The 21032-nt window shown below is 60.4% G+C and carries 25 protein-coding genes; 19 read left to right on the forward strand and 6 right to left on the reverse strand.

All coding sequences use genetic code 11. The annotated features are described in order from the left end of the window. Positions 1–16 precede the first annotated feature (16 nt). A complete protein-coding gene (locus tag GS611_RS02155; protein WP_171631655.1) occupies positions 17–1282 on the reverse strand; it encodes a DEAD/DEAH box helicase in 1266 nt (421 codons plus the stop codon). A gap of 327 nt (positions 1283–1609) precedes the next feature. Next, a complete protein-coding gene (locus GS611_RS02160; protein WP_171631658.1) occupies positions 1610–2146 on the reverse strand; it encodes a winged helix-turn-helix transcriptional regulator in 537 nt (178 codons plus the stop codon). A gap of 39 nt (positions 2147–2185) precedes the next feature. Between GS611_RS02160 and GS611_RS02165 the strand changes: the two genes are divergently transcribed. Beyond that, positions 2186–2563, forward strand: coding sequence for a VOC family protein (locus GS611_RS02165; protein WP_171631662.1), 378 nt, complete (start codon positions 2186–2188; stop codon positions 2561–2563). A 597-nt stretch (positions 2564–3160) separates the two neighbouring features. Continuing rightward, on the forward strand, positions 3161–4387 hold the full coding sequence (locus GS611_RS02170; RefSeq protein ID WP_245218020.1) for a DNA-packaging protein: 1227 nt from the start codon (positions 3161–3163) through the stop codon (positions 4385–4387). Positions 4388–4412: 25 nt separating this feature from the next. On the opposite strand, the gene GS611_RS02175 is transcribed toward GS611_RS02170, so the two are convergent. Then, positions 4413–4901: a hypothetical protein gene (locus tag GS611_RS02175; protein ID WP_171631665.1), complete on the reverse strand. Its 489-nt coding sequence runs from the start codon at positions 4899–4901 to the stop codon at positions 4413–4415. Between the two features lie 521 nt (positions 4902–5422). Between GS611_RS02175 and GS611_RS02180 the strand changes: the two genes are divergently transcribed. The 16 genes from GS611_RS02180 to GS611_RS02260 all read left to right on the forward strand — a co-directional run bounded on the left by GS611_RS02180 (position 5423) and on the right by GS611_RS02260 (position 18097). Beyond that, positions 5423–6583: a phage portal protein gene (locus GS611_RS02180; RefSeq protein WP_171631667.1), complete on the forward strand. Its 1161-nt coding sequence runs from the start codon at positions 5423–5425 to the stop codon at positions 6581–6583. Beyond that, the gene (locus GS611_RS02185; RefSeq protein WP_171631671.1) at positions 6576–6794 is read left to right on the forward strand and encodes a hypothetical protein; all 219 of its coding nucleotides are present in this window, start codon (positions 6576–6578) and stop codon (positions 6792–6794) included. The genes GS611_RS02180 and GS611_RS02185 overlap by 8 nt, the downstream gene beginning before the upstream one ends. Positions 6795–6820: 26 nt before the next feature. Then, positions 6821–7366 (forward strand): HK97 family phage prohead protease, encoded by a 546-nt coding sequence (locus GS611_RS02190; protein ID WP_171631674.1) that lies wholly within the window; start codon positions 6821–6823, stop codon positions 7364–7366. Between the two features lie 34 nt (positions 7367–7400). Next, complete coding sequence (locus GS611_RS02195) at positions 7401–8579, forward strand: phage major capsid protein (protein ID WP_171631678.1); 1179 nt, start codon at positions 7401–7403, stop codon at positions 8577–8579. 170 nt (positions 8580–8749) lie between these two features. Then, entirely contained in the window at positions 8750–9349 is a 600-nt protein-coding gene (locus GS611_RS02200; RefSeq protein ID WP_171631680.1) for a head-tail connector protein, read from the forward strand. Further along, positions 9346–9684 carry a phage head closure protein gene (locus tag GS611_RS02205; protein WP_170343935.1) on the forward strand — a complete coding sequence of 113 codons (339 nt, stop codon included), beginning with the start codon at positions 9346–9348 and terminating at the stop codon, positions 9682–9684. The genes GS611_RS02200 and GS611_RS02205 overlap by 4 nt, the downstream gene beginning before the upstream one ends. After that, positions 9681–10094, forward strand: coding sequence for a DUF3168 domain-containing protein (locus GS611_RS02210; protein WP_171631683.1), 414 nt, complete (start codon positions 9681–9683; stop codon positions 10092–10094). Before GS611_RS02205 ends, GS611_RS02210 begins: the two co-directional genes overlap by 4 nt. A 20-nt stretch (positions 10095–10114) precedes the next feature. Further along, positions 10115–10528, forward strand: a complete 414-nt coding sequence (locus GS611_RS02215; protein ID WP_170343937.1) for a phage major tail protein, TP901-1 family — start codon at positions 10115–10117, stop codon at positions 10526–10528. Positions 10529–10532: 4 nt separating this feature from the next. Further along, positions 10533–10853, forward strand: a complete 321-nt coding sequence (locus tag GS611_RS02220; protein WP_170343938.1) for a gene transfer agent family protein — start codon at positions 10533–10535, stop codon at positions 10851–10853. Continuing rightward, positions 10850–11059: a rcc01693 family protein gene (locus GS611_RS02225; protein ID WP_170343939.1), complete on the forward strand. Its 210-nt coding sequence runs from the start codon at positions 10850–10852 to the stop codon at positions 11057–11059. The genes GS611_RS02220 and GS611_RS02225 overlap by 4 nt, the downstream gene beginning before the upstream one ends. Next, complete coding sequence (locus GS611_RS02230) at positions 11046–11708, forward strand: phage tail tape measure protein (RefSeq protein ID WP_171204954.1); 663 nt, start codon at positions 11046–11048, stop codon at positions 11706–11708. The genes GS611_RS02225 and GS611_RS02230 overlap by 14 nt, the downstream gene beginning before the upstream one ends. Positions 11709–11723: 15 nt before the next feature. Further along, positions 11724–12356, forward strand: coding sequence for a DUF2460 domain-containing protein (locus GS611_RS02235; RefSeq protein WP_170343941.1), 633 nt, complete (start codon positions 11724–11726; stop codon positions 12354–12356). Then, on the forward strand, positions 12356–13243 hold the full coding sequence (locus tag GS611_RS02240) for a DUF2163 domain-containing protein (RefSeq protein ID WP_171631687.1): 888 nt from the start codon (positions 12356–12358) through the stop codon (positions 13241–13243). Before GS611_RS02235 ends, GS611_RS02240 begins: the two co-directional genes overlap by 1 nt. After that, a complete protein-coding gene (locus GS611_RS02245) occupies positions 13240–13686 on the forward strand; it encodes an NlpC/P60 family protein (RefSeq protein WP_171631691.1) in 447 nt (148 codons plus the stop codon). The genes GS611_RS02240 and GS611_RS02245 overlap by 4 nt, the downstream gene beginning before the upstream one ends. Next, positions 13686–17801, forward strand: a complete 4116-nt coding sequence (locus tag GS611_RS21080; RefSeq protein ID WP_253284942.1) for a glycoside hydrolase/phage tail family protein — start codon at positions 13686–13688, stop codon at positions 17799–17801. The genes GS611_RS02245 and GS611_RS21080 overlap by 1 nt, the downstream gene beginning before the upstream one ends. Continuing rightward, complete coding sequence (locus GS611_RS02260; protein ID WP_171631694.1) at positions 17801–18097, forward strand: hypothetical protein; 297 nt, start codon at positions 17801–17803, stop codon at positions 18095–18097. Before GS611_RS21080 ends, GS611_RS02260 begins: the two co-directional genes overlap by 1 nt. On the opposite strand, the gene GS611_RS02265 is transcribed toward GS611_RS02260, so the two are convergent. Further along, the gene (locus GS611_RS02265) at positions 18078–18416 is read right to left on the reverse strand and encodes a TraR/DksA C4-type zinc finger protein (RefSeq protein ID WP_171631697.1); all 339 of its coding nucleotides are present in this window, start codon (positions 18414–18416) and stop codon (positions 18078–18080) included. The genes GS611_RS02260 and GS611_RS02265 overlap by 20 nt on opposite strands. Positions 18417–18499: 83 nt before the next feature. Here GS611_RS02265 and cysE point away from each other — a divergent pair, with 83 nt between their 5' ends. Then, entirely contained in the window at positions 18500–19309 is an 810-nt protein-coding gene (gene cysE / locus GS611_RS02270) for a serine O-acetyltransferase (protein ID WP_152458304.1), read from the forward strand. Between the two features lie 4 nt (positions 19310–19313). On the opposite strand, the gene GS611_RS02275 is transcribed toward cysE, so the two are convergent. Beyond that, positions 19314–19556, reverse strand: coding sequence for a hypothetical protein (locus tag GS611_RS02275; RefSeq protein WP_171631700.1), 243 nt, complete (start codon positions 19554–19556; stop codon positions 19314–19316). Positions 19557–19710: 154 nt separating this feature from the next. Then, positions 19711–21018 (reverse strand): pyruvate dehydrogenase complex dihydrolipoamide acetyltransferase, encoded by a 1308-nt coding sequence (locus GS611_RS02280; RefSeq protein WP_171631704.1) that lies wholly within the window; start codon positions 21016–21018, stop codon positions 19711–19713. Positions 21019–21032: the final 14 nt, after the last annotated feature.

Consider the following 21032-nt stretch of genomic DNA (forward strand, 5'->3'; position numbering starts at 1 on the left):
TTTTTGTGTTCCGATCTTAGGCCGCCGGACGTTTGCTGCGTGGACGACGCCGTTTGTTTGCTGCGGGTTTTCCTTCCCCGTTGGCGGGCTTGGGTTTGAACCCCCGGCGACGGTTGTTCGGGCGGCGCGCCGGTTTTTCAGGTTGCACGGCTTCGGGCATCGCGCCACTGGCAACTGGAATCTCGATCTTCATCAGCTTTTGAATCTGGCGCAGCAGATCAACTTCTTCCGCGGAACAGAAGGCGATGGCTTCGCCCTCGCGCCCTGCGCGGGCGGTGCGCCCGATACGGTGGACGTAGTTGTCAGGCACCTCGGGCAGGTCGAAGTTGATCACGTAGGCGACGCCCGGGATGTCGATGCCCCGGGCGGCAACGTCGGTGGCGACCAGTATGTTGATTTCGCCCGCGCGAAACGCCTTGATGGCACGATCGCGCTGACCCTGGCTTTTGTTGCCGTGGATGGATGCGGCGTTGTAGCCATCGGCCACAAGCCCTTTCATCAGCCGTTCCGCGCCATGTTTGGTGCGGGTAAAGACCAGTGTCAGAGCGTCCACATCTTTTGAGAGGATTTCACGCAGCTTGGCTGGTTTCCCGGGCTTGGAAACGAAGTGCAGAGACTGCGTAATCTTGTCGGCGGCTTTGCCCGGAGGCGAGACCTGCACCCGCTGCGGGTTGGTCAGGTAAGCACGGCTGAGCTCTTCCATCTGCTTCGGCATGGTGGCCGAAAACAACATGGTTTGGCGTGGGGTGCCCAGTGCCGGAGCGATTTTTCGCAGTGCATGGATAAAGCCCAGGTCAAGCATCTGGTCTGCTTCGTCCAGCACCAGATGGCGTACCGCTCCGAGGTTTACCGCGCCCCGCTCCATCAGATCTATCAGGCGGCCCGGTGTGGCGACCAGAATATCGGTGCCACGGGAAAGGAACATTATCTGCTTGTTGATCGATTGGCCGCCGACGACGGTGGCCACACGCAGCTTGGTGCCTTTCGTCAAGGTGCGGAGGCTGTCGGCGATTTGATTCACAAGTTCCCGGGTGGGCGCCAGGATCAGCGCTTTAGCGGTTTTCGGGTCGGGCTTGCCGGGTTGGGCCAGAAGGTGATCGATCAGAGGCAGGCCAAAAGCCAAGGTCTTTCCGGTGCCGGTTTGCGCCAGTCCCAGAATGTCGTGACCATTCAGAGCAAGCGGAATCGCCTGGTTCTGGATCGGGGTGGGTTGAGTGAAATTGGCACGTTTGAGTGCCTCGTTTAGTGCCGGGGCAAGGCCCAGCATATCAAAGTCGAACAAATAACTATCCTTTTGCAGCCCGGAGCGTTTGCCCGCGGACAGGTCATGAAGGGTCGCGCGTTGGCGACCGGCAGGGGTTGTGCGAGACCTCGGGACGAGCAGGCGTATCCTGCGCCATCCGGCCGTCGCGTCAAGAACCCTGCGTGATGGGGAACCGGAATGATGAGTTGGCGCTGTGGGGCGGACGAGGTCCGCTTGGGCTCACGCATCAGCGCTGTGATGTGGGGCACATGAGGGTTCCGCCATGGAATGTCAAGCGCTGGCAAGCCTTCTGGTGGTCTTCTGAGTCGAATAAGGCACTGTTCGCGGCACCAGACTGCCATTGAATTACAGTGTTAAACCAACGGCCCTGTTGATCGCCATTCCAGTATTCACGGCCTGATAGGTTGGAAATGGCATCCTCTCGGCAGTGTGAATGTCGCGTCGGATCCAGTTTTGTGCTTCCAATTGGTGAAGGGATGAGGACAACGCCCGATCTGTAATGACCGAAAGACCTGATTTGATGGCCGAGAAACGATGAGGGGTGCTTGCCAACGCCAGAACTGGCACAGTCCAGGATTTTCGCAGAAGTCTGATTTCATCCTCAGAGCGGGCGGTGGTAATTATCTTGCTGGCGATCGCGGCAGCCTCGGTCCCGCATGGCGTTAGTCGAAATTCTGGACGTAGAGGGTGCCCATGGCCGGGATTTCTTTCGATCATTCCAAGTTCAATAAGATGAGCAAGACTGGCTGCAAAGGCGGTTCGGCTTGCGTCGGTCGCTGCCAGAAGCGGGGCTTGTCGGCCCGGAACTTTGGCGTGCAGCAGCGCAAGAATTTTCAGGGACCAAGCCCGCGACGTCAGCTTGACAAGTGTATCTATGTCCATAAAGTATAGTAAATATATTTTTCAAAAAGGAAAAGCCTTATGTCGCTCGTTTCATTGAAGAACACCATCACACTTGCGATGTCCGTTCGGGATCGACATGCCAGTGCGGAATGGTACGCCGCCAAGCTGGGATTCGAGCTTATCCACCACATTGATGAAGCAGGATGGAGCGAATTGCGAACCAATGTCGACCGAGTCACTTTGGGACTGGGCGAACAGGCCGAAGCCTCTCCGGGGAATTGCGTGCCTGTCTTCGAAGTCGCGGATATCGCGGAGGCGCGTGGAAAGTTGGAACTTGCAGGCGTGGAATTTGACGGTGAAACGGACACGATTGAGGGGATGGTCAGCACGGCAACGTTTTATGATCCGGATAGGAATGCGCTGATGCTGGCGCAGGATTTGACAGGCCAGCGCTGAGAGTAAGAGGTAAAGAAAAACCCAAAACAGCGATCGCTGCGTGTTGCCTCGGCGTTGCGTTACGCATTGACTTTGCGGACTTAATCCTATATATCTTGTGACATGCTAGAAGAAGTGGGCAGCGGCCCCGGGGCGACCCGGTGGCCGTTTTTTTGCTTCTCTCGTGCGGAGAAAACTCACGCATGAGGTCACAGGCAAACATGACTTTGATTACCCCGGAAGAGCGGATTTCCCAGACGGCTGAATTGTTGCAGTCGCTTGAGAGGTCCATTCGCGATCTGCGGCAAGCGGCGGAAGAACTGCGCAAACAGATCGGAGCCGGGGAGGATGCAGATCTTGCTGGTTCAGCCAAGCAACTCGGGCAGTTAGAGGGGCTGATCCGAAGTTGTCAGAAAGTGGAGACAAGCTTTGTCGAACAACATCACAGACAAGCCGGAATTGCCCAAGGAGGGTACGCGCTCGATCTTGACCGAGCTCGGTTTGAAGTCGGGTGCAGGCTGGCTCGCCTCCGCGCCTGTTGCGGTGCAGGACAGATTTCTGAGTGAGATCGGGGAGGGAGGGCTGTGTGCCCTCCCTTTCCTGTTCGAATTCTGGGCGATGCCGCATCAGCTGCCACCCGAGGGTGACTGGCGGTCCTGGGTGATCATGGGCGGGCGCGGTGCGGGCAAGACGCGCGCCGGGGCCGAGTGGGTGCGGTCGATGGTCGAGGGGTCTTTGCCATTGGATAAGGGGCAGGCCTGTCGGGTGGCTTTGGTTGGTGAGACCTTCGATCAGGTACGCGATGTGATGATCTTTGGCGACAGCGGGATATTGCAATGTTCGCCCCCGGATCGGCGACCCACGTGGAAGGCATCTGAGCGCAAGCTGATCTGGCCCAACGGGGCCGAGGCTCAGGCGTTTTCGGCACATGATCCCGAAGGGCTGCGCGGGCCGCAGTTCGATGCGGCCTGGGTGGATGAGCTGGCCAAGTGGAAGAAAGCGGGCGATACCTGGGACATGCTGCAATTTGCGCTGCGTTTGGGCGAGAGGCCCCGGGTCTGCGTGACCACGACGCCGCGCAATGTGAAGGTGCTGAAGGATCTGCTGGCGTCGCCCTCCACGGTGCAGACCCATGCACCGACCGAGGCGAACAGAGCCAATCTGGCGGCGTCGTTTCTGGAGGAAGTGCGCGCGCGCTATGCCGGCACGCGGCTGGGGCGGCAGGAGCTGGACGGGGTGTTGCTGTCGGATGCGGACGGCGCGCTGTGGACGGGTTCGATGCTTGAGGCGGCGCGCTGCGCACAAGTGCCCGAATTGGATCGCATCGTGGTGGCGCTGGACCCGGCGGTGACGTCCGGGTCAGGCGCGGATGCCTGCGGGATCGTGGTGGTTGGCGCGCAAGTGCAAGGCCCGCCCGAGGCGTGGCGCGCCTATGTGCTGGCTGACCGGACGGTGCAGGGCGTTGGCCCGGCGGGCTGGGCGCAGGCGGCGATTGACGCGATGGATGAGTTCGGGGCCGAGCGGCTGGTGGCCGAGGTCAATCAGGGTGGGCAGTTGGTGGAAGAGGTCGTGCGGCAGGTGGACCCTCTGGTCCCGTTCCGGCCGGTGCGTGCGTCACGTGGCAAGGTCGCGCGGGCAGAGCCTGTGGCGGCCCTGTATGAGCAGGGACGGGTGTCGCATGTTGCCGGGTTGGACGCGCTGGAGGAGCAGATGTGCCAGATGACCGCGAGGGGGTTCGAAGGGCAGGGCTCACCCGACCGGGTCGATGCTCTGGTCTGGGCGTTGCATGAGTTGGTTGTGGGGCCTGCGGGGGTGTATCGGCGGCCTCGGGTGCGGAGTCTGTGAAGGCCTTGTTCTCTTGTGGCTATGATCACCCGGTAAAAGTGCAATATTCTTCTTGATATTTGCGCAGCAGGGTCAGTAGACGACGAGGCCGTTCGTCATCTTGCAATTCAGCCATGCCAAACGGGTAGTACTTTACTGGTGCATTAGGAATGGGGATGTGAGGGTTACCATGCGGAGTAGGCGTGTAGGGATCTGTAAACAAGAAAATCATGTCTGCGAATTTGACGGAACTCTCTAGTTCTACGAACCTCCAAAGTGCGCTGTCAGTGTTATGGGGGTCAGGAACCTGAGTCCGAGCCAAATCAAACGTCAGGCCGTATATGCGCGTCCCTTGCTTTCTGGTTTCTTCGATTTCAACAGTTGCGTCGCAACCTGCCACCTTGATTTGCTGTTTGACACGTATTTCTGGAAACCAGTGGTTGCCAACCTTGTTTCCTCCTGAAACCTGTCGGGTCTCGGACACCTTTTGAATCTCATGAGCGAGAGATAATCGCGCGTCTTTGGCAAGCGCCATGTTGCAATCTAAGGGCAACAGAGAAAATAGGATTGAGACCATTCTGACGTAATTTACTGTCAACGACGCAGATCCTTACATACGTTGGCGGAAGCGCGGGATAATTCGAGTATGGTCCTCGATTGACACCAATACGCCAAGTTGTAAAGAGTTTGGAGCCTGCAATCTTAAGGTGTTGAAAATGTCCTACAAAAAAACTTATTTCTTACTTGTTGCTTTGGCGCTTCTTGGGTGTTTTGGCACGCTTTGGTACTTTGATCAGCCCGGCTTCAGCGGAAAGCACAGAATGGGAACTTTGCTGGTTACAGCATTGATAATCGCAGGTCTTACAAGGCACTATTTTGTAGGTATGCGAGACGACGACTGGCCTTGGCGGATATGCCTTTAGTGTTCTGCGCATTTCTTTGACAGATATCCACCCGTTGCCCACCCCCCGTACGCCCCATTCCCAAGCCTTAAACTTCTTTCCGTCATAACTCCTTTCAACAAGCCGGGCAGAGCGGCGGCAGAAAGGAGCACAGATGGTATTCGATTTCTTGCGTCGTGGATCGGCTGAAGCGGCGCCCGAGGCAAAAGCAAGCGCGGCTGGGCCGGTGGTGGCGTGGCAGACGGGCGGGCGCGTGGCCTGGAGCCCCAGGGACGCGGTGTCGCTGACGCGGACGGGGTTTTTGGGGAACCCAGTGGGGTTTCGATCCGTCAAGCTGATTGCCGAGGCGGCAGCGGCGCTGCCTTTGGTGTTGCAGGATCAGGCGCAGCGCTTTGATGCGCATCCGATCCTGTCCCTGATGCGCCGTCCGAATGCGGCGCAGGGGCAAGCGGAGTTGATGGAGGCCTTGTTCGGGCAGTTGCTGTTGTCGGGCAATGCCTATGTCGAGGCGGTTCAGGCCGAAGAAGGGCTGCCGGTTGAGCTGCATGTGCTGCGATCCGACAGGATGAGCGTGGTGCCGGGGACGGATGGATGGCCCAAGGCGTATGACTATGCGGTTGGCGGCAAGAAGCATCGGTTTGCGGCGGAAGCCATCTGCCATATCAAATCGTTTCACCCTCAGGATGACCACTATGGGTTCTCGCCGATGCAGGCGGCGGCGATGGCGATTGATGTGCATAACAGCGCGTCGCGATGGTCGAAATCGCTGCTGGACAACGCGGCGCGGCCTTCGGGGGCTTTGGTCTGGAAAGGCGATGGCCACGGGGTGATGGCCGAAGATCAGTTCCGGCGTCTGTCAGACGAGATCGAGGCGAACTATCGCGGGGCCCGCAATGCAGGCCGTCCGATGGTTCTGGAAGGGGGGCTGGATTGGAAGCCGATGGGGTTCTCTCCGTCCGATATGGAGTTTCAAAAGACCAAGGAAGCCGCCGCCCGCGAGATCGCGCTGGCCTTCGGTGTCCCGCCAATGCTGCTGGGGATCCAGGGTGACGCGACCTATTCGAACTATCAGGAGGCCAACCGGGCGTTTTATCGCCTGACCGTGCTGCCCCTGGTGACGCGGGTGGCGGCGGCGGTGTCGGACTGGCTGGCGGGCTTTACCGGCGAGGAACTGGTGTTGAAGCCTGACCTGGATCAGGTGCCCGCGCTGTCGGCAGAACGTGATGCGCAATGGGCGCGGGTCAACGGGGCCGATTTTCTGACGGATGCGGAAAAGCGCGCGTTGCTGGGGCTGCCGGAGCGTGCAGATGGGTGAGGGGTATCCCTCGTTCGAGTGCGCGCCAGGTCTGCGTCTGGCCGCGCATGAACGGGTGGCCGAGATCCAGCATGCACATCTGTGTCGGCGTCTGGATCAGATCGAAGAGATGATGGAGCGGCTGGAGCGCCGGCTGTGGCTGACGGTCTATGGCGTGGCGGCGGTGATCCTGGCACAGGCGTTTCAATCCCTCTTGGTGGTCACGCCATGAGTTCAATGGGTTACATGGAGAAGTTCATGGATTTAGAGCATAAATTCGCACGGTTCGGCGACGGTTTGTCGGTTACGGATGACGCGGCAATCGAGGGCTATGCCAGCCTGTTTGGGCAGGTCGATCAGGGCAGTGACGTGGTGCAGCGTGGCGCCTATCGCGGCTCGCTTGACAGGCTGGCCAGAGCGGGTCAGCGCGTCAAGATGCTGTGGCAGCATGATCCGGCCCAGCCCATCGGCGTGTGGGACGAAGTGCGCGAGGACGACAAGGGCCTGTGGGTCAAGGGGCGTTTGCTGGAGAGCACGCAGAAGGGCCGCGAGGCGGCAGAATTGATCCGGGCAGGTGCGATGGATGGTCTGTCGATCGGCTACCGTACCAAACGGGCCGGGAAGAATGACAAGGGCCAGCGGGTCCTGACCGAACTGGAGCTGTGGGAGGTGTCATTGGTGACCTTCCCGATGCTGCCCAGTGCGCGGGTGGCGGCGAAGGGAAGGACACCTGAAGCCGAGGAAGCCCTGCGCTGTATTGCCGACGTATTCAACGATGCCCGGCAGGAGCTGGCGCGGACCTAGCGCGCCTCAAAACCACTCAGAACAGGACATGCTGATGAGCAAGACCGAAACCCCGGCCTTGACCGGAGAGGGTGCGCCCCTGGTTCAGGAAGTGAAGCAGGCGATGGCTGGCTTCGTGAATGAATTCAGGGGCTTGAAAGTCGAAGTTAACACCAAACTGCAACAAACAGAAGAGCGACTGACCATGCTGGATCGTAAATCAACAATCGCGGCACGCCCGCATCTTGCCGCTTCGATCGAAGACGGAGCCCCGCATCAGAAGGCATTTGACGCCTATGTGCGGTCCGGCGAAGATGACGGGCTGCGTGGCCTCGAGATGGAGGGCAAGTCCCTGTCAGCAGCGGTCAACAGCGACGGTGGCTATCTGGTTGATCCGCAGACTGCCGAGACGATCAAGTCGGTTTTGAACTCGACCGCCTCGATCCGTTCGATTGCATCGGTCGTGAATGTCGAGGCAAATTCGTTCGACGTGCTGATCGATCACACCGATGTAGGTGCGGGCTGGGCTGACGAAAACTCGGCCACAGCGGAGACCGGAACACCGTCGATCGATCGCATCTCGATCCCGCTGCACGAGCTGAGCGCGCTGCCCAAAGCGTCGCAGCGCCTGCTGGATGACAGCGCCTTCGACGTCGAGGGCTGGCTGGCCGGGCGCATTGCCGACAAGTTTGCACGCGCCGAGGCGGCGGCATTCATCAACGGCGATGGCGTCGACAAGCCCAAGGGGTTGATGATCCACCGAGCGGTGCCGAATGATGGCTGGTCCTGGGGCAGCCTTGGCTATGTAGCGACCGGTATTGATGCGGGTATTGATGCGGATGCGATTGTCGATGTGGTTTATGCGCTGGGCGCGCAGTACCGGGTCAACGGGACCTTCGTGATGAATTCGAAGACCGCGGGTGTGATCCGCAAGCTGAAGGACAACGATGGCCGTTTCTTGTGGTCCGATGGTTTGGCCGCAGGTGAGCCGGCGCGACTGATGGGGTATCCGGTTCTGATCGCCGAGGACATGCCGGATGTGGCAACCGACAGTTTCTCGATAGCCTTTGGTGACTTCCAGGCTGGTTACACCATTGCCGAACGTCCTGATCTGCGCGTGCTGCGCGACCCGTTCAGCGCCAAGCCACATGTCCTGTTCTATGCGACCAAGCGCGTCGGCGGCGATGTCAGCGATTTTGCTGCGATCAAGCTGGTGAAATTCGGCACCGCCTAACGCGGGCTGAATCCGGGGGGCCCTGGCCCCTCGGACGGCGGGCGCGGGCCGGAGTGAGATCCTCTGCGTTGTCTAGCTGTTCCCCTCCGTCCGAGCAACGTGGGGCGGCGCGTGCCCGCCATTTTCCAAGGATGGGGCCCTGGAGGGGTCCGAGATTGCGGAGTGAGTGGATGATGTTGATCGAAGAGACCGCCATCGCGGATGCGGCGCTGCCGGTGGAACAATTCAAGGCGCATCTGAGGTTGGGCACGGGCTTTGCCGAGGATGATGTGCAGAATGAAGTGTTGAAGGGGTTCCTGCGGGCCGCCATTGCGGCGATCGAGGCGCGCACTGGCACGGTTCTGATCACACGGGATTTCTCGTGGAGTTTGAACAGGTGGCGCGACCCGTCGGGCGAAGTGCTGCCTGTGGCCCCGGTGGTTTCAGTTCAGGCTGTGACGCTGACTGACAAGCAAGGAGCCGAAACAGTTGCAGACGCTGCGACCTATCGGCTGGAGCATGACAGCCAGCGGCCCCGGATCCGCCCATTGGGATCCAGCCTGCCTGCCATCGAAACGGGTGGTTCCGTAAAGATCTCGTTTGTCGCGGGGATGGCGCAGGATTGGGGCGGGCTGCCTGCCGATCTTGGGCAAGCCGTGCTGCTGCTGGCGGCGCATTACTATGAATACCGGGATGAAACCTCGTTGGGCGCGGGATGTATGCCCTTTGGTGTCACCAGCCTGATCCAGCGCTATCGCATGGTGCGTTTCGGGGCGGGGGTATCGCAATGAACACGCCGCATCTGAACCGTAAATTGGTGCTGGAGGCGCCAATGCGAACTGCTGATGGGGCGGGGGGCTATACCCAAACATGGGCTGCGATGGGGACACTGTGGGCCGAGGTGACGGCGCGCAGTGGGGCGGAACGGCAGATCGCCGGAGCGTCCGTGTCGCGTGTCGGGTACCGCATCGTGGTACGCGGTGCGCCCATGGGGTCTTCGATGCGCCCCGCGCCGGATCAGCGGTTTCGCGAGGGAAATCGCTGTTTCGTAATCCGCGCCGTGGCCGAGCGTGACCCGCGCGGCAAGTTCCTGACCTGTTTCGCAGATGAAGAGGTGGCGGCATGAGCTATGGCGTTTCCGCCGCATTGCAGGCGGCCGTGTATCAACAGCTTGCAGCGGACGCAGCAGTCAGCAGCCAATCGGGGGGCGCGATCTATGATGCCGTACCCGCGGGAACCGTGCCGCAGACCTATGTGACGCTGGGCCCCGAAGAGGTGCGTGACGCGTCGGACCGAACAGGCACGGGCGCGATACACCGCTTCACCGTTTCGGTGGTGTCCCATGAGGCAGGGTTCGGTGCTGCCAAAACACTGGCCGGCGCGGTGTGTGACGCGCTGGAAAACGCGCCACTCAACCTGGTTCGCGGGCGTTTGGTGGGCCTGTGGTTCGAGCGGGCCTCGGCCCGACGCACCGGGACCGGCGGCACCATCCGCCAGATCGACCTGAAGTTCCGCGCTCGCGTGGAAGATGACTAAGCAATCAACGGAGAGAGCACATGGCTGCCCAGAACGGAAAAGACCTGTTGGTCAAAATGGATATGAACGGTACCGGCCTGTTCCAGACCATCGCGGGGCTGCGGGCCACGCGCATAAGTTTCAATGCTGAAAGTGTGGATGTCACCAGTCTGGAAAGCCAGGGTGGATGGCGCGAGCTTTTGTCCGGGGCGGGGGTCAAATCGGCTTCGATCTCTGGCTCTGGCGTGTTCAAGGATGCCGGCACGGATGAGCGTGCACGGCAGTTGTTCTTTGATGGCGAAACTCCGGCCTTTCAGGTCATCATCCCTGATTTCGGGATTGTTGAAGGTCCGTTCCAGGTGACCAGCATCGAATATGCGGGCTCGCACAACGGTGAGGCGACCTATGAGATGAGCATGGCCAGTGCCGGTGCTCTGACCTTTACGGCGCTTTGATCCGATGGCCAATCCGTGGACAGGCGAGGTGGCGCTGACCATCGATGGCGAGCAGCGGGTGCTCAAACTGACGCTGGGTGCTTTGGCGGAGCTGGAGCAGGAGCTGAATGCTGGGTCGCTGGTTGAGCTGGTGCAGCGGTTCGAGGGCGGTGCGTATTCCAGTGCGGATGTTCTGGCGCTGATCGTTGCCGGTTTGCGGGGCGGTGGCTGGAACATTGCCCGGGCCGACCTGATGCATGCCGAGATTGAAGGCGGCCCCATGGCTGCCGCCAGAACCGCAGCCGAATTGTTGGCGCGCGCCTTCATGGTGCCGGAGGGCACATGAGCGGGTTCGACTGGCCTGCCCTTATGCGGGCCGGGTTTCTGGGGCTGCGACTGACGCCGGATCAATTCTGGCGTCTGACCCCGGCAGAGCTGCGGCTGATGCTGGGGCAGGGGTCCGGAGCGTCTGCAATGAACCGGGCGGGGTTGGATGCCTTGCTGGCGGCTTATCCGGACAAGACACAAGGAGAGCGTGATGACAGATCGTGACGGGTTTGATGACCTGCAAGAACGAGGCGAAGCGCTGGGCGATTCCCTCGGCGATGCTGCGACTATGGCGGCGGCGTTTGACAGCCAGATGAAGCGCATAAGCGCCGCATTTGAAGAAACCGGCAAGGATGTCGCCACGCTGGAGCGCGGCATGTCCAGCGGATTGCGCAAGGCCTTCGATGGTGTCGTTCTGGATGGGATGAGTCTTTCCGGTGCGCTGGATGTCCTGAAGAACTCCTTGATCCAAACGGCTTATGCGGCCGCGATCAAGCCGGTGACGGACCACTTTGGAGGAATGCTGGCCAACACGGTCGGCGGGTTGGTGAAGGGAATTCTGCCTTTTGCTGATGGCGGCAGCTTCAGCCAGGGCCGGGTGATGCCCTTCGCCAATGGCGGTGTGGTCAGCGGCCCGACAACGTTTCCCATGCGCGGAGGCACCGGGCTGATGGGAGAAGCCGGGCCCGAGGCGATCATGCCGCTTGCGCGCGGGGCCGATGGCAAGCTGGGTGTGCGCACGCAGGGCGCTGGGCGTGCCGTGAATGTGGTGATGAACATTTCAACACCGGACGTGCAAGGGTTCCGCCGGTCTCAGGGGCAGATAGCGGCCCAGATGAGCCGCGCGTTAGGGCGCGGCAATCGCAACAGATAAATCAGGGAGCAGCTGATGAATTTCCACGAGGTGAGATTTCCCGCCAGCCTGAGCTTTGGCTCGGTCGGCGGCCCGGAACGGCGCACGGACATCGTGACGCTGGCCAATGGTTTTGAAGAGCGCAACACGCCCTGGGCCCATTCGCGCCGCCGATATGATGCGGGGTTGGGGATGCGTTCGCTGGACGATATCGAGACATTGATTTCCTTCTTCGAAGCACGGCAGGGCCAGATGTTCGGCTTTCGCTGGAAAGACTGGTCGGATTTCAAATCCGGCAAGGCCTCGGCGGACACCAGTTTCGGAGATCAGGTGATCGCCAAAGGCGACGGAACACGCACCGAATTCCAGTTGATCAAGACCTACCAATCGGGCGGAGTAAGCTATGCGCGCCCCATCGTGAAACCGGTATTGGGGACGGTGCGTCTGGGGCTGGATCAGGATGAGGTCCGCGAGGGCGTGGATTTTGACGTTGATCTGACGACGGGCAAGGTCACGTTTGCGGACCCGCCGCCGGAAGAAGTCGATATCACCGCGGGTTTTGAATTTGATGTGCCGGTGCGTTTTGACACCGACAAAATCCAGACCAGTGTGGCAAGTTTCCAGGCCGGCGACGTACCGAACGTTCCAGTGGTCGAGGTGCGCATCTGATGGCTGAAGATATACAGGGCCTGCACGCGCATCTGCAAAGCGGGTTGACAACGGTCTGCCGCTGTTGGGCGATCAAACGCACGGACGGTCAGGAATACGGTTTCACCGACCACGACATGGAGCTGAGTTTTGACGGGTTGACCTTCAAGGCCAGCACCGGTCTGACGGCCGCTGCCATCGAGCAGGCTACGGGTCTGTCAATCGACAACACGGAAGCGATGGGCGCCCTGTCTGATGCGGCCATTCGCGACGAGGATATCGAAGCGGGACGTTTTGACGGGGCCGAGGTGCGCGCCTGGTTGGTCAACTGGACAGATCTGGATCAACGCGTCCTTCAGTTCCGGGGTTCAATTGGTGAGTTGCGCCGCTCTGGCGGCGCGTTCCATGCGGAATTGCGTGGCCTGACCGACTTGCTGAACCGCCCTTTGGGGCGCGTTTACCAAAAGCCTTGCACGGCTGTGTTGGGGGATCGGGCCTGCCGGTTCAACACCGACACGCCGGGCTATTGGTTCGACGGTGTGATCTCGGGTTTCGATGGCGGCACTCTTCTGCATGTCGCAGGAGGCCAGACCATTGAAGAAGGCTGGTTCGAACGGGGACGCGTGGATGTATTGTCTGGTTCTGCCAAGGGGTTGTGGTCTTCGATCAAGAACGACAGGCAGACGGCAACCGGGCGGGAGATCACGCTTTGGTCCGGCTTCGGGGCAAGCCTGGCGATCGGCGACAGTGTGAAGCTGCGGGCAGGATGCGACAAGCGCATGGAAACCTGCCAGTTCAAGTTCAACAACTTTCTGAATTTTCAAGGGTTTCCAGATCTTCCAGGCGAAGACTGGGTCATGGCTGTTCCCAAGAAAAGCAAAACCAATAGCGGAGGCAGCTTACGGTGACGATACGTAGAGAGGTTATTGTGACAGAGGCGCGCAATTGGCTTGGAACGCCTTATGTGCATCAGGCCTCGGTCAAAGGTGCCGGTGCGGATTGTCTGGGCCTGTTGCGCGGCGTTTGGCGCGCCGTGATCGGGCGGGAACCTGAATCTGTTCCGGCCTACAGCATGGACTGGTCCGAACCGCAGGGCGAGGAACGGATGTGGGTGGCTGCCAGGCGGCATCTGGTCGAAAAACCAATAGGCAAGATGGCATCGGGGGATGTTCTGCTGTTTCGGATGCGCGACGCAAGCGTCGCCAAGCATCTGGGCATCGTCAGTACCACGCACCCCGAACCCCGCTTTATTCACGCGTATTCCGGCCACGGCGTGGTGGAAAACGCACTGAGCAGGCCTTGGTGCCGCCGTATCGTTTCCTGTTTCGAATTCCCGATGGAGATGCATTGATGGCCACTATTCTTCTTTCTGCGGCCGGGGCCGCGCTGGGCGGTTCGATCGGGGGCACGGTTGCGGGCCTTTCAACCGCAATTATCGGTCGGGCTGTTGGTGCGACGGTCGGGCGGATCCTTGATCAGAAGTTCTTTAACCAGTCCGTTATGGGCAGTGGCAGTGAGGTCGTCGAAACCGGTCGCATGGATCGGTTTCGGTTGACGGAAACCGGCGAAGGTGCGCCGGTGACCACCGTGTTTGGCCGTATGCGTGTGGGTGGTCAGGTCATTTGGGCTTCGGATTTTCTGGAGACCCAGGCAACGACCACAGAAGGTGGCGGCGGCGGTGGCAAGGGGAAACCCAAGACCCCTGAGGTGACTACCGTCACGTACAGTTACTCGATTTCGCTGGCGATTGCGGTTGGCGCCGGTGAGATCGCCGATGTCGCGCGCATTTGGGCGGATGGAGAAGAACAAGATCGATCCGGCCTCAATATGCGGGTTTACCATGGCACGTGGGATCAGTTGCCGGACCCGCTGATCGAGGCGATTGAAGGCGCCGGAACGGTTCCGGCTTATCGCGGAACCGCCTATGTCGTGATCGAGGACTTCCCGCTCGGCGCTTTTGGCAACCGGGTGCCGCAGTTTTCATTTGAAGTTGTGCGCCCCACGCAGCGGGACATGCCCGATCACGACAGTGCATTGCCTCAGATCGTGCGCGGGGTCGCCATGATACCGGGGACCGGGGAATACGCTCTGGCCAGCTCTCAGGTGAATTATTCACAATCTGGCAAGAGCTGGCCTGCCAACGCATATTCCGCGTCCGGCACCTCGGATCTTGTCTCCTCGACCCGAGCGCTGGAAAGCGAGTTGCCCAATTGCGATGCCGCATCTTTGGTGGTGTCGTGGTTCGGCGATGACCTGAGATGCGGACACTGCAAGATCCGGCCAAAGATCGAACAGCGTGAGATCGACAGCAGCGACATGCCCTGGATCGTATCTGATCAGGCCCGAAGCGACGCCGGGCTTGTGGTGCGACAGAACGGCCGCCCGGTCTATGGGGGGACACCGGCCGATGTGGCCGTGGTCGAGGCGATCCGCCATCTGAACCAATCCGGCAAGCGGGTAATGTTCTACCCCTTTATCCTGATGGAGCAATTGCCGGGGAACGGGCTGCCTGATCCCTGGTCGGATGCGTCAAGTCAGCCTCACCTGCCATGGCGTGGGCGGATCACCTTGGATGTGGCGCCGGGGCGTCCCGGTTCCGCGGACCAGACGGCATCGGCCGATGCACAGGTCGCCGCGTTCTTCGGAACAGCACGTGCGCAGGATTTTGCGATCAACCAGGATACGAACGGATCGGGCGGCACCGGCGGTGGCTCGGGTGGTCTGGTCAGGCCCAGACCGGGTGGTCGGCCTGACGACAGAGGGGATACCGGTTTAACTTGGGTCTCCGGGGGCGGTACCTTTGGCGGGCTGCTGGGGGACAGCGGCGTCACGGCCAAAGAAATCATCAAATATTCCGGCCCTCAGGAATGGAGCCTGCGGCGTTTCATTCTGCACTATGCCATGCTGTGCAAGGCTGCCGGCGGCGTTTCGTCATTCTGCATCTCGTCGGAGATGCGTGGCCTGACCCAGATCAGGGGGGCTTCGGGCTTTCCGGCCGTTGCGCAGCTTCGCGCCTTGGCGGCCGAGGTGCGTCAGATTCTGGGGCCGGACACGAAAATCGGCTATGCAGCGGATTGGAGCGAGTATTTCGGATACCAGCCAAAGGGCACCAGCGACAGGTATTTTCACCTCGACCCTCTTTGGGCGGACGACAACATCGATTTCATCGGCATCGACAACTACATGCCGTTGTCCGATTGGCGTGACGGTGAACACCATCTGGACGCCGAGGCCGGCGCGCCTTCGATTTACGACCTGGGGTACCTTCGCAGCAATATCGAAGGCGGTGAAGGGTATGACTGGTACTACGCCTCTCCGGAAGAGGCGGAAGCGCAGATCAGGACTCCGATCGAAGATCAGGGGCATGACGAGCCGTGGATCTGGAGATACAAGGACCTGCGCAACTGGTGGTCGAATCCGCATCACGAACGGATCGGAGGTGTGCGTCAATCCAATCCGACCGATTGGGTGCCCGCATCGAAACCGATCTGGTTCACCGAGTTGGGGTGTGCGGCAATCGACAAGGGCACGAACCAGCCGAACAAATTCCTGGACCCGAAGTCATCGGAATCGCTGTTGCCCGCGTATTCAAACGGGCTGCGCGACGACTTCATTCAGGTTCAGTATCTGACGGCGATGCTTGGCTATTGGAGCGATCCGAAGATCAATCCGATCTCGGATATCTACGGCGCGCCGATGCTGGACATGGCAAACGCGTATGTCTGGGCATGGGATACCCGTCCGTTTCCGACCTTTCCGAACCTGAAAAGCCAGTGGGACGATGGCGAGAACTATCCCAGAGGGCACTGGCTGAACGGTCGGTCCGGGTCTCGTACGTTGGCCTCCGTGGTGACCGAAATCTGCCACGGTGCAGGTGTCACGGATATAGACGTCTCTGGTCTGTACGGTGTGGTTCGCGGGTATGTCATCGAAGACGTGACGAACGCCCGTTCCGCCTTGCAGCCGCTGATGCTGCGCTATGGGTTTGATGCGATCGAAAGGGATGGAGTGTTGAAGTTCCAGATGCGCGACGGGTACGGCGCAGTTGCCTTGAACCCCGACCATCTGGCGATCAGCAGCGATCTTGAGGGCACGGTCGAACACCGGCGCGAGGCCGAGGCCGAAATGACCGGGCGCGTTCGTCTGCGCTTTGTTCAGTCGGACGCGGATCATGACGTCGTCGCGGAGGAGGCGGTTTTGCCCGATGATCGCACCCATTCCGTATCGGTGAATGAGATGCCTCTGTCCATGACCCGCACCGAAGGGCGGCAAACGGCCGAACGCTGGTTGAGCGAAGCCAGAGTTTCCCGCGATACGGTTCGGTTTGCGCTTCCGCCGTCTCAAATGCACCTGGGGGCAGGGGATCTGGTTCGTTTGACAGACGCTGAAACCGGGCCGGTGTACCGGATCGACCGGTTGGAATCCGCCGACCTGCAACTGGTTGAAGCGGTCCGGATCGAACAGGGCGTGTACAAGGCGTCCGAATTGAATGATGACCCGGCAACGGTCAAACCATATGCGGCGCCGGTCCCCGTGCTGCCGGTTTTTCTGGATCTGCCCTTGATCACGGGCGCCGAGGCCCCTCATGCGCCCTATCTGGCCGTTACCGGGGATCCATGGCCCGGGGCGGCAACGGTCTATTCCTCGTCCAGTGATGATGGCTATCGCCTGAGCGACGTCATTGCCCAGCGGGCAGTGGTCGGCGTGACCGAAACACCGCTGAGGCGCGCCAGTGTCGGTGTCTGGGATGAGGGCCCTGCCTTGAAGGTCAAACTGCTTACGGATCAGTTGGAATCCCGTCCGCGCAGCTCGGTGATGAATGGCGTCAATCTGGCTGCAATCGGTGACGGAACACCCGGTAACTGGGAGGTTTTTCAGTTCGCTGACGCGGCGCTCGAGGCCCCGGATGTATACGCGTTGTCCGGGCGGCTCAGGGGTCAACTGGGAACAGACGCTTTGATGCCTGATGTCTGGCCGGATGGATCAGTATTCGTGCTGCTGAATGACAGGGTGCAACAGATCAGCCTGCTGCGAAACGAAAGGCGTCTTGCCAAACATTATCGCATTGGGCCTGCGACCCGCGGCTATGATGATCCGTCCTATCAACACCTGATTGCCTCGTTTGCAGGCAACGGATTGCGCCCCTATGCGCCTGTGCACATGCGGGTTCGGTCTGGTACCGCCGGGGATGAGCTTACGTGGATCCGACGTGCCCGAACGGATGCGGATGACTGGTCGGGGCTGGAGATTCCCTTGGGCGAAGAAAGCGAATCCTACCTGGTCCGTGTCATTGCGAGTGGAACCGTTCTGCGCGAAGAACTGACATCCGAACCAAGGTGGACCTATTCGACGGCCATGAAAGCGGCGGATGGTCTGTCCGGGGGCTATGAGGTCGAAGTGGCCCAGGTATCTGCTGTATTCGGACCGGGTGCCTGGTCGCGTCTTGCGGTTGGGCACGCTGCCTGATGCGGCCGGTTCTGCATGGGGATGTCAGTGCTGCGGCGCGCGCCTTGCTGGCCGTGCCGCAGCCGGACAGGGGGGCTTTGTGTGTGCGGATGATCCACGAGGCGGAATTGGCCGACAGGCATTTGGAGCGCACGGGCAAGCTCCACCCGGTTTACGGCAATGGTTCTCTCATGGCCGTTGCGCGAAACAGGGCCCTGGCCAATGAACCCGGGTTTGACGATCTGCAATATTGCCAGTGTTTTAAGATGGTTCTGCACCAGCTTGCCAGATTTCAGGCTAGCCGGACGCGCAGCTGACGCATTTGCTGGCGGCCAGATCCAGATTCAGACGCCCATCCGGAATGCGCTCGCCGCAGTCTTCGCAATATCCGAACTCGCCGTCGTCAAGCCGGTCCAACGCTGCCAGAAGCCGGCGTGTTTCCACATCGCGATTGGCCTGCTGTGCCTTGGCCATGGCCTGATTTTGCAGCGCATCCATGCGGCTCAGCCGTCCAACGGCCTGTTGATCCAGTTCGACAACGGCCTGAGCCTGCTGCCCCGACGCTGACATCTGCTGCAATTCCACCAATCGCACGCGAATTCGTGTTTCGAAATGGGTGCGCTCTGACTCATTCATTTTCGTTACATGACCGATCATGGGTTTGCGTTTGGTCTTTTTGCCACTAAATGGCATTCTAGGCGCAGCAAAGGATCAAAGCCATGTTCGAAAAGCGCAGCCATGTGACACCGGTTGATCCGGTCTGGACCCGTATCACATCCGAAGCCCATGCGGCCGTCGAGAAAGAGCCCCTCATGGGGGGGCTCGTGCACGCCTGTATCCTGCATCACCGCAGCCTTGAACGCGCGCTTTCATATCGGGTGGCGGCCAAGCTGTGTTCGAACGAAATGTCGATGATGGTTCTGCGTGAAATCGTGGATGAGGCATATGCCGACGATCCGGGTTTGCTCGAAGCCGCTCGGGCGGACCTTATGGCCGTTTACGAACGTGACCCGGCCTGCCATCGGCTGTTGCAGCCGATCCTGTATTTCAAAGGGTATCAGGCCATGCAGGCATATCGCGTGGCCCATTGGTTGTGGCGCAAGGGGCGCTATGATTTGGCCTATTTCTTCCAGATGCGTTCGTCCGAGATTTTCGGGATCGACATTCACCCGGCAGCCAAAATCGGAAAGGGCATCATGATCGACCATGCCCATTCCATCGTGATTGGCGAGACGGCAGTGGTGGGCGACAACGTGTCGATGCTGCACTCGGTGACACTGGGCGGAACGGGCAAGGAAGAAGAAGACCGTCATCCAAAAATCGGAGACGGTGTTCTGATCGGGGCCGGGGCCAAGGTGCTGGGCAACATCACCATTGGGCATTGCAGCCGCATCGCTGCCGGTTCGGTGGTGTTGCAAGAGGTGCCGCCCTGCAAGACCGTCGCCGGTATCCCCGCCAAGATCGTGGGGGAAGCCGGGTGCGACCAGCCTTCGATCTCGATGGATCATATGCTGGGCAAGGATCAGTAGCAGCTCAGCGAGAGCGGTTGGCGCGTTTGTCCAACCGCTTGCGCCGCCGTTCTTCCCGTTTTTGTTTGCGAAGCTCTTGCCGTGTGTCCTGTGCGGCTTTCTGCCGGGCAATCGCGGCCGGATCGTTTGGCTTGAACTTTGAATGCTCACCCGGATAGCCGTTGGGCTTTGCCAAGGCAAAGTCAGATGACATGGCTGCCGGAAACGCCGAAACAGTCAGGCTGAGAAAGAGATTTTTTGAGAGCATCGCGCACCTGCCTTCCGTCTGCTTCCAATGGAAGGAAGTGGGGCGTCTTGATGCATCGGGCAATCGGTGCCCCGATCACGCAAGTTCAACTCAGTGAAAACACTTGAGGCTGCCCGCGCTCCGGCTGTCCGGGGCACGGGCATTATTCGGGTCGTCAAGCCAGCATGACCATCGGGTTTTCCAGGTTGTCGACAATAGCCTTGAGCAGTTCTGCCCCCAGCGCGCCGTCGATGACGCGGTGATCGACGGACATGGTAACGGACATTACGGTCGCCACCGTCAGTTCTCCATCATCCCCGACAACGGGCTTTTTCACGCCGGTACCCACCGCCAGAATGCCGGCATGAGGCGGGTTCACGATGGCGTCGAAATTGTCGATGCCGAACATACCGAGGTTCGAGATGGCAAACGTGCCACCCTGATACTCGTGCGGTGCCAGCTTGCGTTCGCGGGCGCGAGCGGCGAGATCCTTCATCTCGGTCGAAAGTGCCGACAGAGATTTCATGTCGGCGTCCTGAAGAACCGGGGTGAACAACCCGCCCTCGATCGCGACCGCTACGGCCACGTCCGACGGCTTGAGTTGCAGCACGCGGTCGCCCGCCCAGACGGCGTTGCAGGCTGGAACCTGCTGAAGCGCGTTGGCGACGGCCTTGATGATGAAGTCGTTGACGCTCAGCTTCACGCCACGGCCTTCCAACTGCTTGTTCAACTGGCTGCGGAACTTCAGCAGCGCATCCAGCTTGATGTCGCGGCGCAGGTAGAAATGCGGGATGGTCTGTTTGGCCTCGCCTAGGCGTGCGGCAATGGTTTTGCGCATACCGTCGAGCTTGATTTCCTCGTACGGGCGGCCTTCGTACATCCGCGCGACCATATCCGCCGATGGACCAGACGGAGCTGCAGGGGCAGCTGCGGGCGCGGCGGTGGGAGCTGTGGCAGGAGCTGCTGCCGGAGCGGTGGCAGTTGCGCCTTCGACATCGACCTTGACGATGCGACCGTGCGGGCCGGAACCGGCAATCTGCGTCAGGTCGAGACCTTTTTGTGCAGCAATCCGGCGGGCCAGCGGCGAGGCAAAAATCCGACCACCATCCGCCTTGGCCGGAGCGGCCGGGGCAGGGGCAGGCGCCTCGGGTGCCGCTGGCGCGGCAGCCTCGTTGCCCGCGGCGGCTGGTGCCGCCTCCGGGGCTTTGGCCGGGGTCGCGGCGATGTCATCGGCGCTTTCGCCATCTTCCAGCAAAATCGCGATAGCGGTGTTGACCTTGACCCCTTCGGTGCCTTCGGGGATCAGAATCTTGCCGATGGTGCCTTCGTCAACGGCCTCGAACTCCATCGTGGCCTTGTCGGTTTCGATCTCGGCCAGCAGATCACCGGAGGAGACGGTATCGCCTTCCTTAACCAGCCATTTTGCAAGCGTACCTTCCTCCATCGTCGGGGACAGGGCGGGCATCAGAATTTCTGTAGGCATCTGTCTGTCGCTCC

The organism is Ruegeria sp. HKCCD6119 (assembly GCF_013110585.1).
Taxonomy (GTDB): domain Bacteria; phylum Pseudomonadota; class Alphaproteobacteria; order Rhodobacterales; family Rhodobacteraceae; genus Ruegeria.

Coding starts and splice junctions, on each gene's coding strand:
- GS611_RS02160 (WP_171631658.1), bottom strand. CDS start 2,146: ATGGACATAGATACACTTGTCAAGCTGACGTCGCGGGCTTGGTCCCTG.
- GS611_RS02165 (WP_171631662.1), top strand. CDS start 2,186: ATGTCGCTCGTTTCATTGAAGAACACCATCACACTTGCGATGTCCGTT.
- GS611_RS02170 (WP_245218020.1), top strand. CDS start 3,161: ATGCCGCATCAGCTGCCACCCGAGGGTGACTGGCGGTCCTGGGTGATC.
- GS611_RS02175 (WP_171631665.1), bottom strand. CDS start 4,901: ATGGCGCTTGCCAAAGACGCGCGATTATCTCTCGCTCATGAGATTCAA.
- GS611_RS02180 (WP_171631667.1), top strand. CDS start 5,423: ATGGTATTCGATTTCTTGCGTCGTGGATCGGCTGAAGCGGCGCCCGAG.
- GS611_RS02185 (WP_171631671.1), top strand. CDS start 6,576: ATGGGTGAGGGGTATCCCTCGTTCGAGTGCGCGCCAGGTCTGCGTCTG.
- GS611_RS02190 (WP_171631674.1), top strand. CDS start 6,821: ATGGATTTAGAGCATAAATTCGCACGGTTCGGCGACGGTTTGTCGGTT.
- GS611_RS02195 (WP_171631678.1), top strand. CDS start 7,401: ATGAGCAAGACCGAAACCCCGGCCTTGACCGGAGAGGGTGCGCCCCTG.
- GS611_RS02200 (WP_171631680.1), top strand. CDS start 8,750: ATGATGTTGATCGAAGAGACCGCCATCGCGGATGCGGCGCTGCCGGTG.
- GS611_RS02205 (WP_170343935.1), top strand. CDS start 9,346: ATGAACACGCCGCATCTGAACCGTAAATTGGTGCTGGAGGCGCCAATG.
- GS611_RS02210 (WP_171631683.1), top strand. CDS start 9,681: ATGAGCTATGGCGTTTCCGCCGCATTGCAGGCGGCCGTGTATCAACAG.
- GS611_RS02215 (WP_170343937.1), top strand. CDS start 10,115: ATGGCTGCCCAGAACGGAAAAGACCTGTTGGTCAAAATGGATATGAAC.
- GS611_RS02220 (WP_170343938.1), top strand. CDS start 10,533: ATGGCCAATCCGTGGACAGGCGAGGTGGCGCTGACCATCGATGGCGAG.
- GS611_RS02225 (WP_170343939.1), top strand. CDS start 10,850: ATGAGCGGGTTCGACTGGCCTGCCCTTATGCGGGCCGGGTTTCTGGGG.
- GS611_RS02230 (WP_171204954.1), top strand. CDS start 11,046: ATGACAGATCGTGACGGGTTTGATGACCTGCAAGAACGAGGCGAAGCG.
- GS611_RS02235 (WP_170343941.1), top strand. CDS start 11,724: ATGAATTTCCACGAGGTGAGATTTCCCGCCAGCCTGAGCTTTGGCTCG.
- GS611_RS02240 (WP_171631687.1), top strand. CDS start 12,356: ATGGCTGAAGATATACAGGGCCTGCACGCGCATCTGCAAAGCGGGTTG.
- GS611_RS21080 (WP_253284942.1), top strand. CDS start 13,686: ATGGCCACTATTCTTCTTTCTGCGGCCGGGGCCGCGCTGGGCGGTTCG.
- GS611_RS02260 (WP_171631694.1), top strand. CDS start 17,801: ATGCGGCCGGTTCTGCATGGGGATGTCAGTGCTGCGGCGCGCGCCTTG.
- GS611_RS02265 (WP_171631697.1), bottom strand. CDS start 18,416: ATGAATGAGTCAGAGCGCACCCATTTCGAAACACGAATTCGCGTGCGA.
- cysE (WP_152458304.1), top strand. CDS start 18,500: ATGTTCGAAAAGCGCAGCCATGTGACACCGGTTGATCCGGTCTGGACC.
- GS611_RS02275 (WP_171631700.1), bottom strand. CDS start 19,556: ATGCTCTCAAAAAATCTCTTTCTCAGCCTGACTGTTTCGGCGTTTCCG.
- GS611_RS02280 (WP_171631704.1), bottom strand. CDS start 21,018: ATGCCTACAGAAATTCTGATGCCCGCCCTGTCCCCGACGATGGAGGAA.